General features: G+C 56.3%; 19 protein-coding genes. 7 read left to right on the forward strand and 12 right to left on the reverse strand.

Annotated features, from left to right (window positions below):
• Positions 1-71 precede the first annotated feature (71 nt).
• From motA to PH5382_RS02570, 6 genes are all read left to right on the forward strand, one after another.
• Positions 72-941: a flagellar motor stator protein MotA gene (gene motA / locus PH5382_RS02545; RefSeq protein WP_058332784.1), complete on the forward strand. Its 870-nt coding sequence runs from the start codon at positions 72-74 to the stop codon at positions 939-941.
• Positions 938-3,463 carry a hypothetical protein gene (locus PH5382_RS02550; protein WP_197409981.1) on the forward strand — a complete coding sequence of 842 codons (2,526 nt, stop codon included), beginning with the start codon at positions 938-940 and terminating at the stop codon, positions 3,461-3,463. Before motA ends, PH5382_RS02550 begins: the two co-directional genes overlap by 4 nt.
• Before the next feature lie 523 nt (positions 3,464-3,986).
• Entirely contained in the window at positions 3,987-6,080 is a 2,094-nt protein-coding gene (gene flhA / locus PH5382_RS02555; RefSeq protein ID WP_058332785.1) for a flagellar biosynthesis protein FlhA, read from the forward strand.
• Entirely contained in the window at positions 6,077-6,856 is a 780-nt protein-coding gene (locus PH5382_RS02560) for a flagellar biosynthetic protein FliR (RefSeq protein WP_058332786.1), read from the forward strand. Before flhA ends, PH5382_RS02560 begins: the two co-directional genes overlap by 4 nt.
• Positions 6,853-7,938: a flagellar type III secretion system protein FlhB gene (gene flhB / locus PH5382_RS02565; protein ID WP_058332787.1), complete on the forward strand. Its 1,086-nt coding sequence runs from the start codon at positions 6,853-6,855 to the stop codon at positions 7,936-7,938. Before PH5382_RS02560 ends, flhB begins: the two co-directional genes overlap by 4 nt.
• Positions 7,935-8,339 (forward strand): hypothetical protein, encoded by a 405-nt coding sequence (locus PH5382_RS02570; RefSeq protein ID WP_058332788.1) that lies wholly within the window; start codon positions 7,935-7,937, stop codon positions 8,337-8,339. The genes flhB and PH5382_RS02570 overlap by 4 nt, the downstream gene beginning before the upstream one ends.
• A 233-nt stretch (positions 8,340-8,572) precedes the next feature.
• Here the strand turns inward: PH5382_RS02570 and PH5382_RS02575 are convergent, their stop codons facing one another.
• The 9 genes from PH5382_RS02575 to PH5382_RS02615 are packed head-to-tail and all read right to left on the reverse strand — an operon-like array spanning position 8,573 to position 13,193.
• The gene (locus PH5382_RS02575) at positions 8,573-9,094 is read right to left on the reverse strand and encodes a flagellar basal body-associated FliL family protein (RefSeq protein ID WP_058332789.1); all 522 of its coding nucleotides are present in this window, start codon (positions 9,092-9,094) and stop codon (positions 8,573-8,575) included.
• Positions 9,095-9,102: 8 nt separating this feature from the next.
• A complete protein-coding gene (flgH, locus tag PH5382_RS02580) occupies positions 9,103-9,843 on the reverse strand; it encodes a flagellar basal body L-ring protein FlgH (protein WP_058332790.1) in 741 nt (246 codons plus the stop codon).
• Positions 9,843-10,259 (reverse strand): flagellar basal body P-ring formation chaperone FlgA, encoded by a 417-nt coding sequence (flgA, locus tag PH5382_RS02585; RefSeq protein ID WP_058332791.1) that lies wholly within the window; start codon positions 10,257-10,259, stop codon positions 9,843-9,845. Before flgA ends, flgH begins: the two co-directional genes overlap by 1 nt.
• Positions 10,259-11,044 carry a flagellar basal-body rod protein FlgG gene (gene flgG, locus PH5382_RS02590; protein ID WP_058332792.1) on the reverse strand — a complete coding sequence of 262 codons (786 nt, stop codon included), beginning with the start codon at positions 11,042-11,044 and terminating at the stop codon, positions 10,259-10,261. The genes flgA and flgG overlap by 1 nt, the downstream gene beginning before the upstream one ends.
• A gap of 10 nt (positions 11,045-11,054) precedes the next feature.
• Positions 11,055-11,771 carry a flagellar hook-basal body complex protein gene (locus tag PH5382_RS02595; RefSeq protein ID WP_058332793.1) on the reverse strand — a complete coding sequence of 239 codons (717 nt, stop codon included), beginning with the start codon at positions 11,769-11,771 and terminating at the stop codon, positions 11,055-11,057.
• On the reverse strand, positions 11,771-12,043 hold the full coding sequence (locus PH5382_RS02600; RefSeq protein ID WP_058332794.1) for a flagellar biosynthetic protein FliQ: 273 nt from the start codon (positions 12,041-12,043) through the stop codon (positions 11,771-11,773). Before PH5382_RS02600 ends, PH5382_RS02595 begins: the two co-directional genes overlap by 1 nt.
• Before the next feature lie 3 nt (positions 12,044-12,046).
• Complete coding sequence (gene fliE / locus PH5382_RS02605) at positions 12,047-12,346, reverse strand: flagellar hook-basal body complex protein FliE (protein ID WP_058332795.1); 300 nt, start codon at positions 12,344-12,346, stop codon at positions 12,047-12,049.
• A gap of 49 nt (positions 12,347-12,395) precedes the next feature.
• Positions 12,396-12,788, reverse strand: coding sequence for a flagellar basal body rod protein FlgC (flgC, locus tag PH5382_RS02610; RefSeq protein ID WP_058332796.1), 393 nt, complete (start codon positions 12,786-12,788; stop codon positions 12,396-12,398).
• An 18-nt stretch (positions 12,789-12,806) separates the two neighbouring features.
• A complete protein-coding gene (locus PH5382_RS02615; RefSeq protein WP_058333001.1) occupies positions 12,807-13,193 on the reverse strand; it encodes a FlgB family protein in 387 nt (128 codons plus the stop codon).
• A gap of 88 nt (positions 13,194-13,281) precedes the next feature.
• Here PH5382_RS02615 and PH5382_RS02620 point away from each other — a divergent pair, with 88 nt between their 5' ends.
• On the forward strand, positions 13,282-14,610 hold the full coding sequence (locus tag PH5382_RS02620; protein ID WP_058332797.1) for a FliI/YscN family ATPase: 1,329 nt from the start codon (positions 13,282-13,284) through the stop codon (positions 14,608-14,610).
• Positions 14,611-14,814: 204 nt separating this feature from the next.
• Here PH5382_RS02620 and PH5382_RS02625 read toward each other — a convergent pair whose 3' ends face one another.
• The 3 genes from PH5382_RS02625 to flaF are packed head-to-tail and all read right to left on the reverse strand — an operon-like array spanning position 14,815 to position 16,399.
• Positions 14,815-15,624 (reverse strand): DUF1217 domain-containing protein, encoded by an 810-nt coding sequence (locus PH5382_RS02625; RefSeq protein ID WP_058332798.1) that lies wholly within the window; start codon positions 15,622-15,624, stop codon positions 14,815-14,817.
• Positions 15,621-16,025, reverse strand: a complete 405-nt coding sequence (gene flbT / locus PH5382_RS02630; protein ID WP_058332799.1) for a flagellar biosynthesis repressor FlbT — start codon at positions 16,023-16,025, stop codon at positions 15,621-15,623. The genes PH5382_RS02625 and flbT overlap by 4 nt, the downstream gene beginning before the upstream one ends.
• A gap of 2 nt (positions 16,026-16,027) precedes the next feature.
• Positions 16,028-16,399, reverse strand: coding sequence for a flagellar biosynthesis regulator FlaF (flaF, locus tag PH5382_RS02635; protein WP_058332800.1), 372 nt, complete (start codon positions 16,397-16,399; stop codon positions 16,028-16,030).
• Positions 16,400-16,454 lie beyond the last annotated feature (55 nt).

Here is a 16,454-nt window from a genome sequence, read left to right on the forward strand (position 1 = left end):
AGCCCTTGCTCAGCCTTTCTTAATCAGACTCACCTAAGCTTATATAAAGCAACGTAATTTGGAGTGACCCTATGGTCGGTATTGTAGGCATTCTGGTGATCTTTGTCATGGTTTTCGGCGGGTATCTCCTGGCCGGCGGCAAGATGGGGATTATCCTGAAATCACTGCCCTTTGAGATGATGATGATTGGTGGCGCGGCCGTTGGGGCCTTCCTGATCAGTAATGATATGGGCGGCATCAAGCACACACTCAAAGACCTTGGAAAAGTATTCAAGGGACCAAAGTGGAAGTCCGACGACTACCGGGATCTGCTCTGTCTTTTGTTTTCGTTGATCCGAATTGCCCGGGCCAACCCGGTCGAGGTAGAACAACATATTGAGGACCCCGAAAATTCCTCGGTCTTCAACAAATACCCCAAAATCCTGGCCGACAATGAAGCGGTGAACCTGATTTGTGACACCATGCGCTCTGCCTCGATGAACTATGATGATCCGCATCAGGTCGAAGAAGTGCTGGAAAAGCGGATGGAGGCCAATCACCACCATGCTCTGCACTCCAGTCACGCCCTGCAAACCATGGCAGACGGTCTTCCGGCGCTTGGGATTGTTGCGGCTGTTTTGGGTGTTATCAAAACCATGGCTTCGATCGATCAGCCGCCAGAAGTTCTGGGTAAGATGATCGGTGGCGCGCTTGTCGGGACGTTCCTTGGGGTTTTTCTGGCCTATGGTCTGGTTGGTCCCTTTGCCGACAAGGTGAAAACCATCACCGAGGAAGATTCTCACTTCTACAAGTTGATCCGCGAAGTGCTGGTTGCGAACCTTCACAACCATGCCGCTGCCATCTGCATCGAGGTTGGTCGCCAGAACACGCCTTCGCACATTCGCCCCGGTTTCTCTGAACTGGAAGAAGCCCTCAGATCGGTAAAACAGGACGCAGCATGATTTGGCGCGCATTTGCGATAGCCGCCACAGTGATGGCGGCGGGCTCTGCCCAGGCTGAGACCATTGTGACCCGCTCGGGTGAACACGATGGCTTCTCGCGCCTGGTCATGCGCCTGCCTGATGGGGTGAAATGGTCGCTCAATCAATCTGGGCGTACTGCAAGTCTAAAAATTGATTCGCCTTCGGCGGTATTTGACACCTCCCGTGTTTTTGATCTTATCCCGCGTGCACGATTGCAGCAGCTTTCGCAGGCTGGGCCAGGTCGCCCTTTGCAGCTACAGCTTGGTTGCGAATGCGACATTCGGACAAATTTGCAAAGTGATGGCTATTTGGTTGTCGATATTCGTGACAGCCGGTCCGGACCTACACAGGTCAATGCCGCCGATTTCCCACTTGGACAACCTGTCGAGGGGCAGTCACGGAGCGCACAGCCGCAGGTTTCAGGATATCGGTTCAATCTATCGCAGGATTCCATAGTGGATGCGCGCATGGCGTTAGGTCTGCAATCCGCCCTGAACAGCGAGCAACGCGACAGTGCAACAGCTCATCGTCCACAAGCGGCGCACACAGCTGATGACGGAATAACGGCCGGGGCAAATGCGGATTACACGATGCCGGATCCCACCCCGGTGACGTCACGCGGGGCAGCGGTTCTGGCGCAGGGCCTGCGGGTCGATCTGAATTTGGATCCGCCACAGCCGGTTCAGGTCGCAAAACCCGAATCTGAAACTCCTGAAGAAGAGGTCGCAGCGGCGACCGAACTGCCTCAGGTCAATCTGCTGCTTGATATGGAAGAAACCGCGCGGGTGGCCACGGTCAATGCCTCGGAACAACGCCTACTGCAGCAGATTGGCCGTGCGGCCAATCAAGGTTTGCTTGATGTAGCGCTGTCCGAACTGCCAGACGGTGAAGGCAATCGTCCATTGGAGCTGTTGGGACGTTCTGACCGACCTTTGGATCCGCTCGCCAATGTTTCGGTGACCTCTGCAATTGATCGCGAAACCGGATTGATTGCGAGCATGTCGCCAGAAAAGACGACCCATGATCATTGCTTGCCAGATCGTAAGATCGCGATTCACAATTGGGGCAATGACAGCCCCTTTGCAGATCAGCTCGGCCCGCTTCGCGGGGCTTTGGTGCGAGAATTTGATGATGTGAACCCGGCCAGCGTGCGCGCGCTTGCCAAACTCTATCTATATTTTGGTTTCGGCGCAGAGGCCCGCGCCATGTTGGCGATGCTTCCTGAGGGTCGCACGGATCCGAAACAGCGCGAAATCTACAATGCTATGGCCGCCATGCTGGATGGTCAGGCTCTGCCGATCAATCACCCGTTTTCCGGCCAGCAGGGCTGCGAAGGTGAGACCGCATTCTGGTCTGCCCTGGCGGATGGGGTGATCAAGAAAAGCGCCAATACGGATGCCATTCAGCAGACCTTTTCCCGGCTGCCGGTTCATCTGCGTGTGAATCTCGGACCGCGGGTCAGCTCCCTGTTTGCCGAGGCCGGAAATCTGCATGTTGCCGAGGCGATCCTGCGCTCTGTCAGCCGTACCGGAATGGAGTACATCCCGGAAATCAACATGGCAGAGGCGGCAATTGCTGAATTGGAAGGTGACACCGATCTGGTTGCGGAAAAGCTGACCGACGAGGTTGCTGAACGTACCGAGAGTGCTCCGACTGCTTTGATCGACTTGATTGATCTCAGCTATCAGGAGCGCAAGGCCCTGTCGCCGGATGTGCCCGAGCTTGCGGCCTCATACGAGTTGGAAAGCCGGGATGGGGAATTGGGTACGCGGCTTCGTAACGCCGAAGTTGTTGCTCTGGCCCTTACTGGAAATTTCAACCTTGCCTTTGAAGAATTGCAGGAAGTAACCCGTCACGATGGCCCCGCTGCGCGTGCAGATGTGATGGAACCCTTGATGACACTGCTGACAGAACGGGCTGATGACGTCACCTTTTTGCAGCATAGTCTGGTTTTTGCGCGCCAATCCACCGCAACCGAAGCTGGACCAGTGGCAGAAATCATGGCGCGCCGTCTTTTGAACCTTGGCTTTGCAGAGCAGGCTCAGTCGCTGTTGCAGAAACTCGTTCTGGAGCCAGAAAACCAAGAACGCCGCCTGATGATGGCCGAAGCGGCCCTGGCCATGGACAAGCCGCACAATGCTCTGGTTGAACTGATGGGGCTTGAAGGATCGGAGGCAAACCGTTTGCGGGCTGAAGCTCTCTGGCGCAATGGCGAGTTTGGCCGGGCAGGTGAATACATGTTGGCTGAAGAAGACATGAACGCGGCGGCACGTGGGTTCTGGCATTCAGAAGATATGGAAGCGATTGAAACCATGATCCCGTCGGATGAAGAACCATTTGGCCAAGTGGCGACTGTCACCAATCAGATCTCGGAGACCAGCAAGGATCCTGAAGGGCTGACGCCGCTGGCCCATGCCCGTGCTCTGGTTGAAAGCAGCATCGGCACGCGAGACAGTATTGCCGACCTGCTGGGCCGCGTTGGATCACAAGCCGACGAATAGCAGATCTGCGGTACAACGGCTGCGGTGCAGTCGTCGATACCAAAGAGTGGACAAATGCCATCATAAATCATTGAAAACCGACCACAAAGGCCACCCTGAAGAGGGCGGCCTTTGGCAATGGTGCTAACACTTTGTCAACCATCTCTGTCTACCTTGGGGCTTGGAAAAATCCGCAAGTGGACAGGCAGAATGCCGATGACTTTTAAACACCAAAGCCCGCATATGCGGTGGCTGACGCAATGCTGTCTGCGGCCCGGTTCGGCACGGAACGCTGTGATACTGCACGCTTTGGCTGGCCTTGCTATCTCTCCAAAGAGGCAGAGCCCTGTTTCGAGCGATATTCCATGCGCGCCCTCTGTGGCGAAGCCCTCCCCTGACAAGATCCCCCCTGAGAATTTGGCATCAACCGGTCATGACACCGGTGGCCCGTTTTGCATTTTCCAGAGGTTTGCGACCCTTTTGCCTGTTTCCTGGCGTCTTTCGGTAACCCGCAGCCTGATTGCGCCCAATGAAGAGAAATATTGTGCCTAAACTGACAGCCCAACAGCTTTTCAGCCCGACCGTGCTTTTGGCCCTGGCTTTGATGGCAATCATCGTGATGATGATTCTGCCCATGCCGGCCTGGGTACTGGATGTCGGGCTTGCCGCCTCCTTTGGCCTGGCGATCCTGATTTTCACCATCACGCTGTTCATCGAACGGCCACTGGATTTCTCATCCTTTCCGACCATTCTGCTGGCCTCGCTGATGTTGCGCCTGTCGCTGAATATTTCGTCGACAAAACTGATCATCGGGCAGGGGCACACCGGCACCGATGCTGCGGGGGATGTGATTCAGGGTTTTGCCCAGTTCGTGATGGGCGGCAGCGTCTTTCTCGGTCTGGTGACCTTTGGGGTTTTGCTGATCGTGAACTTCATGGTGATTACCAAAGGCGCGGCACGGATGGCCGAAGTTGGCGCCCGGTTTGCGCTTGATGGGATGCCCGGCAAACAGATGGCGATCGATGCCGACATGTCTGCCGGTGCCATTGATCACGCCACCGCCAAGGAACGGCGCGAGAACGATCAGAAAGAGACTACGTTTTTTGGCTCTCTGGATGGTGCGTCGAAATTCGTTAAAGGTGATGCGGTTGCGGGGCTGCTCATTACCCTGTTGAACTTGGTGATGGGCCTAGCAATGGGCGTTCTGGTGCATGGGATGCCAGTGGGTTTGGCCTTTGAAACCTACACAATCCTGACAGTCGGCGATGGCCTGGTGTCGCAAATCCCGTCGGTGATCATTTCTATCGCGGCTGCTTTGCTGCTGGCTCGTGGCGGAGCAACCGGAGCGACTGATATTGCGCTGATCGATCAGTTCGGCAAACACCCTGCGGCTCTCGTCACTGTGGCAGTCCTGATGGTTCTGTTTGCTTTGGTTCCGGGTCTGCCTTTTTTGCCTTTCATCATCGGCGGCGGGGTTCTGGGCTATGCGGCCTATCGTGTACAGACCAACCTCAAGGCCGCCGAAGAGGCCGAGGTCGAAGAGCAGATGGAGGAAACCGCCAACCCAACGCCGACCAAGGCGCTTGGCGATATTCTTGATCTGGACGATCTGCACCTGGAGTTTTCACCAGATCTGGTCAGCATGGTGCTGGACGCGGGCACGGGTCTCGATGCCCGGATTGCCAATATGCGAACCCATATCGCCACCAGTTTCGGGCTGATTCTGCCGGAAATTCGCCTGACCGATCAGGCGGATCTGGAGCGCGGCACCTATGTGGTCAAGGTACAGGGCGTGGAGCAAGTCCGTGGTACGCTGCATCCTGATATGGTTCTGGCCCTGATGCCGGACAATCATTCCGCGCTGCCACCGGGTACCGATGTGACAGAACCGGTCTATGGCGCTCCTGCCCGTTGGATCAACGCGGCGCAGCAGCAGGATGCAGCCCTTGCCGGGGCAACTGTGGTCACACCTCCGGAAATTTTGGCGACCCATCTGCTGGAAGTCATCAAACAGAACTTTGGGCGCCTGCTGACTTTCAAATCCTTGCGTCGTTTGCTCAACGAGATGACAGAACTGTCTGACCCCTTCCGGGCCGAAGCCAACCGCAAGCTGTTGGACGATCTGGTGCCGGACAAGGTGCCAATGGATACGCTGCATTCCGTATTGCGCCTGCTGTTGGAAGAACGTGTCTCGATCCGGAATATCCCGCTCATTCTGGAAGCTATTGCCGAAGCACGCATCCACACCACGCAACCAGAAGCTATTTGTGAGCATGTTCGACAACGTCTCGGCTTCCAATTGGTCGCGGAAATGAAACGGGCCGATGGGACCATTCCTCTGATCCAGCTTGCTCCGGAATGGGAGGATACGTTCTCGACCTATCAGGTTGATGTGAATGGCGGAAATCTTGATGTGGCGCTGCCACCGGATATGTTCAACCGTCTGGCCGAAGGGCTGAGCGAGCGTCTGAATACCGTGACCGAACAGGGCGTGTTTGCAGCGGTTGTCACCTCGACCCGTCGTCGCCGCTACTTGCGCACGATTCTGAAATCGCGTGGCATCACCAATCCGGTTCTCTCCTTTGAGGAAATCGGCCTTGAGGCCCGTCCGGCCCTGGTGGGTATGGTCGCGGCATGACATTGCTGCCTCTCCCTCCTGAGCTTTTGGCGCTTCTGGGAGCCAGTTTCTGGCATTTCGCCATCGTCTTTTTGCGGGTCGCCGCCATGAGCGCCCTGCTGCCGGCCTTTGGTGAGCAATACGTTCCGATGCATGTAAAACTGGGCATTGCGGTGGCTTTCACCTTTATTGTGGCACCGGCGCTGCCGCAGATCCCCAGCCCGTCGAACGCGATGCATTTCGCCAGCTATGCAGCGAGCGAGGCTATTATCGGTGCGGCACTGGGGGTGACTGTTCGAATGTTCATCATGGGGTTGCAGACCGCAGGCACTATCGCCGCGCAAAGTACCTCGCTGTCGCAGGTTCTTGGTGGCATCGGGGCCGAAACCCTGCCGGCCATCGGGGCCGTTCTGATGCTGGCGGGGCTGGCACTGGCGGTGATGATGGGGCTGCACGTCCGCGTGGCAGAACTGCTGATCTATTCCTATCAAATTTTCCCGGTGGGTGAATTTCCCGAGGCCGCAGGGTTTTCCAAATGGGGGGTCCATCGGTTTTCGCAGATCTTCTATATGGCCTTTACCCTTGCTGCGCCTTTCCTGATTACTGCTCTGATCTACAACATGACCCTGGGCGTGATTAACCGCGCCATGCCGCAGTTGATGGTCTTCTTTGTCGGTGCTCCTGTGATCACCTTTGGTGGTTTGTTCATCTTGATGGTCGCCAGCCCGATGATTCTGGATGTCTGGTTGCGCGCAATGATGAGCTTTTTTGCGGATCCCGGAGCTGGTCTGCGATGAGCCAGGACGACGATTCAGACAAGTCATTCGAGCCAACAGCAGAGAAACTGCGAAAGGCCCGAGAGAAGGGCGAAGTTGCAAAATCAACCGATCTTTCGGTTGCGGCGGCCTATCTCGGGCTGGTGCTTGCGATCTACGGAGTTGGCGCCAGCGCGGTTGGCGGCACCGGCACGGTTTTGATGTCCTTCATTGATCAGGCAGACCGTTTGTCAGTGCAGCTGTTTTCTGGCAACGGAACACCGGTTGTTGGCGGCATGATTGGCGCAATCGTGCGACCCTTGATTCCGTTCTTTATGATTCCGGCGGCGCTGGTCCTGTTGTCTATTCTGGGACAAAAGGCGTTGGTCTTTGCCCCGACCAAGCTGGAACCAAAGCTGTCGCGCCTGTCGATCATTTCCAATGCAAAGAACAAGTTTGGGCGGGCCGGGATTTTTGAGTTCCTGAAAAGTACGTTCAAGCTGATCCTCTATTCCATCTGTCTTGGGGTGTACCTCAACTTGCGGTTGCCAATGCTGGTGTCTTCGGCCGGATCCGATGCGTTTTCGGTGATCAAGATGATGTCAGTACTGGGGATGGAATTTCTGGTGCTTGCTGTGCTGATCTCGGTGCCCATCGGGGTGGTGGATGCACTGTTTCAACATGCTGAACACAACCGCAAGAACATGATGTCGCGCAAGGAGATCCAGGATGAATCCAAGGATGCCGAGGGCGACCCGCATATGAAAGCAAAGCGGCGCCAGAAGGCGCAGATGATTGCGCTGGGGCAGATGATGGGGGCTGTGCCCGAGGCCAGCGTCGTGATCGTCAACCCAACCCACTATGCGGTGGCGTTGAAATGGGAAGGCGGTGCAGGCACCGCGCCAATCTGTGTCGCCAAGGGTGTCGATGAAGTGGCCGCGCGCATCCGCGAAGTGGCCAATGAAAATGCCGTTCCAATTCACAGCGATCCTCCCACGGCCAGGGCGCTTTATGCCGCAATCGGTATCGGGGATGAGGTCGAGGAAGAATATTATGCACCGGTCGCCGCGGCGATCCGGTTTGCAGAAGAAATGCGTCAACGCGCCAAGGGAGGAATTCGATGAAACAGAAGATGGCGATGCTGCAGCAGATGGCTGCCGTGACCGAGGCGCAGTATCTGAAAGAACACGCCAAAATTAAACCGGTTCTGGACCAAGAGGCCCGCCTGCGGGGGCAATTGTCGAAACTGGATGATCAGGTGAAAACGGCCCGTGCCGACATCGATCAGGATCACGCCATGAAGGCGCTGGGGGCGGATCTTCTTTGGCAAGGTTGGCACGTGCGGACCCGTCGTACGCTCAATGTCGAACTGGCGCAGGTCACCGCCAAGAAACTGATGGCGATGGACCGGCTGCGCAAGACCTTTGGTCGCAAGACCGCTGTGTCAGATATGGCGGATGCAGAACAAAAACGTCTGAAGGTGGCGCGGGCCAAAGCGCTTGAAACCCGCCTGCTGGGGTTGTGAGCGGATTACCTGTAGGCGCGACCGCACACTTTAGATAGCTATACTCACTTGGGGCGGTTTATCCGCCCCTTTTTTGGCTTCTTTGTTCCGGTTCGCGGTCAAGATCCAAGGAACTCTTTCTAGACCGGGCGGAATGCCCTGCGCGCGGATGCCGGGCAGGATCCTCCAGACAAGTCAAAGGGGCCTGATTGCATCAGACCCCTTCATTGTTCGGGTAGTTTTGATCTGGTCAATCAGACATCCTGGCGCGAAATCTCGATGATCAAGACGTCATAGACCCCTTTGCCAAGCTCTTTTTGTGCCGCTTCACGCAGCGCTGTACGCAGTGGGTCGAGCACATCAGACCGGGTAAAGGCCCCACGAAAGCCGCCCATATTGGCGTGATCAAAAAGAACCTGCAGGAAGGCGTCGCGCAGTTTTGGCTCGTAGAGGTGGATCTTCTCGCTCATGCCTTTCTTGGCCTCAAGGCTAAGCGCAATCACCACCAGGGAAGACAGGTTGTCGCGTTCCACCACGGGGACCACAAACTGGTTGGCGATCTTGACGTATTCACGTTCCTGATCAGGGCCCAGCTCATCGAGCGGAATATCTTCCTCTGCATGGTCCATATCATCAGCAGACGCCATTTCGTCGTCATTCATGGCATGTTCGGTTTCAGCTTTGGGTTCGGGGGCTGGCGCCAGCATGATACCCGCACCAATACCGGCAGCGGTGCCGACGATCAGCAGAATGACAGGGAGGAGTTTAGCGATCATAATTTACCTCAGAATGGCAGGATCGCGTCCAGCACCTGCTGGCCGTATCGCGGTTGTTGCATGTCAGTGATCTGTCCACGGCCACCGTAGGAAACTCGGGCCGAGGCGATCTTGTCATAGGTGATTTCATTTTTCCGGCTGATGTCTTCGGCGCGCACATAACCCGAAACCAGCAATTCGCGCAGCTCGAAATTCACCCGCAATTCCTGCGAGCCGCTGATGGCAAGAACGCCGTTGGGCAATACGTCAACAATGGTGGCCGCAACCCGAAGTTCCAGTTTTTCGCTGCGTTTGACCGAACCATTCCCGTTGGATTTGCTGGCGCCGCCCAGTTCCACCGCATTGGCAGAGCTGGCACCTTCTGGCAGGTGTTCATCCAGGCGCTGGGGCAGGCCCAGCAACTGTGGAACCTCAAGGCTTTCGGAGCTGGAGCGCGACCGGCTGGTGTCGTTGGAGATTTCGGCTTCTTCGTCGATCTCGATAACGACGGTCAAAATATCACCCTTGTTCATCGCGCGCCGGTCACCCAGCAAGGAATTCTGCGACCCGCTCCACAACGAAGAGCCATCGACTGCGCGCTGATTCTGAACTTCGGTGGGCAGACCCTGCCACAGCATGGCAACGTGTTCCGAGGTTTCATTGGCCGGGGTAAAGCTGGGTGGTTTGCCCATATGGTCCATGCGGCCACAGGCGCCAAGAAGGATCAGACCTGTAAGGGCGATTTTGGTGTGAAGAGATTTTTTGTTCATTACCTTACCTCTATTGACCCGTCGGCGTTGATGCGCCCGGTCACGGTGGTGCGTGATGCCAAGTTCATCACTTTGATCATTTCGCCTTCGGATCCACGTCCAAGGGCCCGGCCTTCTGCGCTGATTGTCAGCCCACCCCGGTGGTATGACAGCGTGACAAGCTCGTTGCGGTCGACGATGGCTGGGGGGCCAACATCGCCAGGTCGCAGGGGACGTCCTGGATACAGTGCGACACGGGCTTCCATCCCGACCACCTCGTTTGCATCCACCAAGGCACCCGCGATATCGACCGGTTTGAAGGTCAGATCGGTTGCAAGAATGATTTCCTTGGCACGAATTGTGCGCAGGGGAACCAGAATATCGGCCACGGCGGATTGCGCGGTCAGCGCAACGAGAAGAGCGAGAAGGTATTTCATCAGCGAATCTGTGTGGTTGCAGACATCATCTGGTCGACAGCAGAGATGACTTTGGAGTTCATTTCATAGCCACGCTGGGCTTCGATCAGTTCAGTGACTTCGAGAACAGCATCGACGGAACTGCCTTCGAGATAGCCCTGGCGGAAGGAGCCGAGCCCGTCCTCACCTGGCGTAGACAAGTTAGGTGCGCCGGAGGCTTCGGTTTCTGTAAAGAGATTACCACCAATCGCTTCTAGTCCCTTGGGGTTGGTAAAGCCGGCCAGATTGAATTGGCCCAACAGCTGGCCTTCAGCCCCTTCGGTGAAATAGGCGTAGATTTCGCCGTCAGGGTTGATCGAGATGCTCAGCGCGTCGTCGGGAATGGTCACATCCGGCGACACGGCATACCCATCTGAGGTCACGATGAGACCTTCGGCAGAACGTTTTAGCGAGCCATCTCGGGTAAAGGCACTTTGGCCCGAAGGCAGCGTGACTTCGAGATAGCCTTTGCCCTCGATTGCGACATCAAGGTCGCTGTTTGTCTGCTCCAAGGCGCCTTGTGCAAGGTGCACGGAAATCGCCGCAGGGCGCACACCAAGGCCGACCTGAACACCGGTTGGCAACACAGTCCCGTCCGAGGCATTGACGGTGCCGGCGCGGGTGACCTGCTGATAGTGCAGATCGGCAAATTCGGCGCGCCGCGGGTTGTAGGCCGTGGTGTTCATATTGGCGAGGTTGTTGGAAATGGTTTCAACACGCAGTTGCTGTGCGCTCATACCGGTGGCTGCAATTTTCAGGGCACGCATTTCAATACTCCTACGTTTTGATCAGGTTGCTGATGGCGCTGCGAATCCGCTGATCTTCTGTTTCCAGAAAACTCTGGCCCATTTCATAGGCACGCTGGATTTCGATCATGCGCGAGACTTCGAGGATGGCATTGACGTTGGAGCCTTCCTTGTAGCCCTGCACCATGGTGGCGGTCTCAGAATCTTCGATATCCCCGTCGACCCGGAACATGACGCCGTCTTCGCGGTTCATGGTGTGGGCTTCGACAGGTTTAAACAGGCCGATCTGGCCGATGGTATTGCCATCGGCGGTAATGGTCCCGTCGGCACCGACATTGATGATTTCGGCGGTGCCGGGCACAAAGACGGGCGCGCGACCTGCATCCAGAACCCGGTATCCATCCATGGTCACCAGATCACCAGCGGCATTGGGAGAAAACACCCCTGCGCGTGTCAGGCGTTCGCCCTGAGGGGTTTCGATCATGAAATAGCCATCACCTTCGATAGCGAAATCAAAGGTGCCACCGGTCTTGGTGAGCTGGCCTTGCTCCATCGAGGTGTTGAAGATGTTGGCCCGCGACATCGAAATCGATTCCTGCCCCGGCATAGTCTGCACGTATTCCGAAAAGATCAGCCCTTCGGAGCGATATCCCGAGGTTGCGGAGTTGGCGATATTGTTTGCCACCATACGCATTTCACGCATCAAACCGGTTTGACGGGACAGCGTTGCATACCCTGCGTTTTCCATTACGGACCTCCTGCAATCATAGGAATGATATGGCCATCAAAAAAGGCCACCAGTGTTTGGGTCATGAACCCCATGGTCATCCAGAAAACGACGATAATGGCCGATAGCTTTGGCACAAAAGTCAGCGTCATTTCCTGAACCGAAGTCAGCGCCTGAAACAATCCGATCACCAGACCGACGGCCAGGGCAACAACTAGAATGGGCGTCGACATGGTGACGGCGGCCCACAGAGCCTGGCGCAGCGTGTCGTAGAATTGACCCTCAGTCATCATGGCTTAGACAGGCATCCTGAGGATTTCCTGATAGGCTTCGACGACCTTGTTGCGCACGGTTACAGCTGTCTCGACAGCCAGTTCCGTCTGGGCTAGCGCCTGAACCAGCGCATGCGGGTCACCACCCTGGGTCATCGACTGCACCGCAGTCTGTTCACCAACCTGCATGGTATTGGTGAATTCGGCAAAGCTGGCTTTCAGCTTTTCGGTGGCGCTGGCACCAGTGAACTCGGGGTCTACCTGAGTGGCAGGCCGGGCGGCGGAATAGCCACTGGCGGCGGAAGCGATTGAGCGAATATCCATTCTGGATCTCCTGGAAGGTAAGCGTGTGAATATGTGTAGTGTGGGGCGGTTATCGTCTCAGCAGATCCATCAGCGAAGCTGACATCCCGCGGGTTTGTTCGAACATTTTCAGGTTGGCGTCGTAGCTGCGCTGGGCTTCGCGGGCGTCGGCGATCTCGATCATCAGGTCGACGTTGGAGCCCTCGTAGTGGCCGCTCTCGTCCGCCAATGGGTGCGAGGGGTCATAGATGCTGGCAAGATCGCTGCGGTCCAGTGTGACCCGGCCTGTGCGTACGCTTTCGACATCTGTTTCCAGATTACGCGTTGCCTCAAACGGAACCGACTTACGGCGATAGCCGGGGGTGTCGGCGTTGGAGATGTTTTCCGAGACATGGCGCAGGCGGGTGGACTGTGCCTTTAGGCCGCTCGAGATTACGCTTAGGGAGTTTGCAAATTCACTCATGGGTCAGACTCTCTTTTACTAGCTGCCGAGGCTGGCGCGCAGGATTTTCATGGAAGACTTATAGATTGCCAGTGCCCGGTCGTGCTGGCGCTTGACCTCAACCCCGTTGAGCATCTCTGTCTCGATCGAAACCGAGTTGTCATTGGGATCGGCACCGGCCGCAGAAGTGGTGACGGCCCAATCCATGTTGGAGCCGGACACACCATTCAGATGCGACCCTCGTGAGGCCACCATGTCGCCAGGCCTTGCACCAGCGGCAAAGACCTCTTTGAAAGGTTTGATGTCCTTGGCGTGATAGCCAGGGGTATCCGCATTCGCCATGTTCTCAGACACGAGCGCCTGGCGCTTCCCTGCATGGGTGGCCATGGAATATGCGATTTTAAAAACGTTCAGTTCCGTAAACACCGGGGCTTCTCCCTCGATCAATTTCAATCAAGGCTTAACCCTGATTCCTTTAGAAATTGTTTCAGGAACTAATTGGAGGCCTCAGGTCATGAAGGCAGAGCTGAAAGCTTTGACGGAACAAATCGCCGGGAAGAAACTGGCAACACAGATGGGCCGTGTAACCGGAATTTCAGGTGGCGAGATAGAGATATCGGGCCTGGACCGAGAGGCGCGCATCGGTGACCGTCTGGTTTTGAAACGTGGACCAGGAGATGAGCTTCATGGCGAGGTTCTAAAGATAGGGTCTAATAAAATCAGTATGTTGCCGGATCGTGCGCCAGACCGTGTGGCGATGGAGGATCGGGTTTTTCTGCATCCTGCACCAGATTTTGCACCTGGCGACAACTGGGTTGGCCGGGTTATTGATCCGTTTGGAGAGCCCCTGGACGGCAAGCCAATGCTGCGGGGCGCAGAGGCGCGCGACTTGATGGCGCCGCCGCCGAAAGCGGCCGGCAGGCGCCATATGGGCGCGCGTCTTGGCACCGGGCTTTCGGTGCTCAACACGATTCTCCCCATCGTTCAGGGCCAGCGTATCGGTCTTTTTGCGGGCTCGGGCGTTGGTAAATCGACATTGTTGGCAAAATTGGCGCAACACATGGAGGCTGATGTGGTGGTCATGGCGCTGATTGGTGAACGGGGCCGCGAAGTGAATCACTTTGTCGAAGAGGTTCTGGGCCCGGAAGGCATGAGCCGTGCCATCGTTGTTGCTGCGACATCGGATCAGTCTGCACTGGTGCGACGGCGCTGCGCCTGGTCAGCCATGACCATTGCCGAACATTTCCGCGACCAGGGCAAAAATGTGCTGTTCATGGCCGATTCGGTGACACGATTTGCCGAAGCGCATCGTGAAATTTCTGCGGCCTCAGGGGAGGCCCCGGCACTGCGCGGTTTTCCACCCTCTGTAACGCCATTGATCACCGGGTTGTGCGAACGGGCGGGGCCAGGTTCTGACGGGCAGGGTGACATCACTGCGGTCTTCAGCGTTCTTGTTGCGGGCTCTGACATGGACGAGCCGATTGCCGACATTCTGCGCGGGGTTCTGGATGGGCATATCGTGCTCAACCGTGAAATCGCCGAACGCGGCCGGTTCCCGGCGATTGATGTCTCGAGATCCGTTTCGCGAAGCCTGCCCGCAGCGGCTACAGCCGAGGAAAATGCGATGATTCTCGAGGTGCGCAAATTCCTCGGGTCATATGAGCAGTCCGAAGTGATGATCCGTGCAGGTCTTTATTCCGAAGGAAATGACGCTGTTCTGGACCAGGCCGTGAAGCTCTGGCCTGAGCTGGACAAGTTTTTTGGGAAAGAAGATCCGCAGGGTGTGGAGAACAGTTTCAGCCGCTTGCAGCTGATGCTGCGCCGCGCCACCAAGGGCAGATAGGGCGGAATTTTTGCCAACTTTTGACCACTGGGTTTCCCAACCGCGCGCTGGTTGCCGACAGGAGTGACCAGCGTGCCAAAACAATCGTGTCAACGTAAACGTGCCCAGACAAATGCGTCTGGGCAAATATCCGAAGCCGCGAAAGAAAAAAGGCGCTTGCCGGGGAAACCGGCAGCGCCTCATTTTTTGGATGGCAAAGGGATGCTACGCGCGCAGCAATGACAGCGCAGTTGCATTCGACGAATAGCTATTGCCGATTGCTGCGACTTCGGCGCGCGCCAGATAGGTGATCGCCAGCTTGTCCATCTGTTCGGGGGTGTTCAGCGAGGTGAGATCCGCTGTTCCCAAATAGCGCTGTGCCGCTTCCTTGTAGACTTCGACCTGTTGATCAACGTCGATCAGGTTGAGATCTTCAGGCAGATTGAGCGTTACCTGCATCATGCTGGCAAGCTGAGGCTGGCCGATAATGTTGTACCACTGCGCATTGAGTGTTGGCCCTTCTTCATCGGCGTCTTCCGGCAGGATCACCTCTTGAAGTTCACGAAGCGCGTAGAGCGCGATCCGCATGTTTTCGTCCTGGTTGCCGACGGCAACCTCAAAGGACTGCAGCTGATTGTCGGTCACGATCTGCGCCATGGCGACAGGATCAGAAACAGTTTTTGTTTCACCAGCGCCAAAACCAAAGGCCTTGGCAAAATCGACCCAACGACTGTCATCCAGGCGCGAAGCCAGATTGTCGTCGGCAGTGGTGCCGTCTTCAAGAACCTTTTGGATCAGGGCCTTGTTGTCGATCTGATCTTCCAGGCCAAAGGCCCCCAAAGCGACCTCCAGCAGGCGGCGATCCTTGACGAGATCTTCGGCGGTTTCCACCGACCCAATATTTTCCGCGAAATAGTCGTTTTCACGTTTCAGCTGAGGGTCCTTTTTGAAGACATCCAGCTGTTCATCATAGGTCGACTGCAGAAAGGTCCAGCCCGTGATGCCCGAGGAAAGGAGGATCGGTTCAAAGCTCATGACGGACGAATCGCCATAAGGCGCTCCTCTCTGGGCAGCAAGGTGCGCAGAGCCTTGAGACAACGATAATGATTGTCAGCGAGCAGCGCCTCGGTGGCCTCGGCCAGGCTGGCGCGGCTGTCAGGATCGACAAAGACCTGGCTCAGCTCTTCGATGCGACGCAGCATCGGCAGGCGGTCTTCGTCGGGATTGCTGTCACCGGTCAGGATAAGCTGCGCGGCATAGCAGACACGGCGTACGGGTGTATTTGCATCTTCGGGATGGATTGCATCACGAAGACGCAGGATATTGGCATCTGGGGTCACGATGGACAGTCGGCTGCGACGATCCCCGTTTTCAATGACGGCGCCATTGACCAGGACACGCTCTTTTGGGGCAAGTTTCAGAACCAGTCCACTCATATTCACGATGCTCCGCTGCGAAGGCCACGCATGATGGCCGTGTTGATTTCGACCAGAGGTCTGATGTTTGCTTTGCGCGACATCACCTTGCTGGTGTGTTCTTTCGTGAATGCGGCGAGTGAAATGATGCTTTCTTTCAGATCCATCGGCAGCTCATTGCTTTCGTTGGCAGCATCTGTAGCAAAGAGGATCCAGAGTTTTCGATTGTCGCTCAGGGCTTTGACCATCGTCTTAAAGTCATAGGGGCGCTGTTTAGCTGCAGCCAACATCTGGTGTGTAATACGGGCGACCGCTTCAAATTCCAGATCTTTATGGGTGCGTGTCGGGGCCTTTGCCGCCGAATAGGCGCTCTTCGCCTTCAGAAGGGCATTCACGTGTTTTCCTAACGTATTATTATTCTTCAGATTCTCTGAGGAGGCGATGCTGGGG

It is taken from the genome of Phaeobacter sp. CECT 5382 (genome assembly GCF_001457775.1).
GTDB lineage: Bacteria > Pseudomonadota > Alphaproteobacteria > Rhodobacterales > Rhodobacteraceae > Pseudophaeobacter.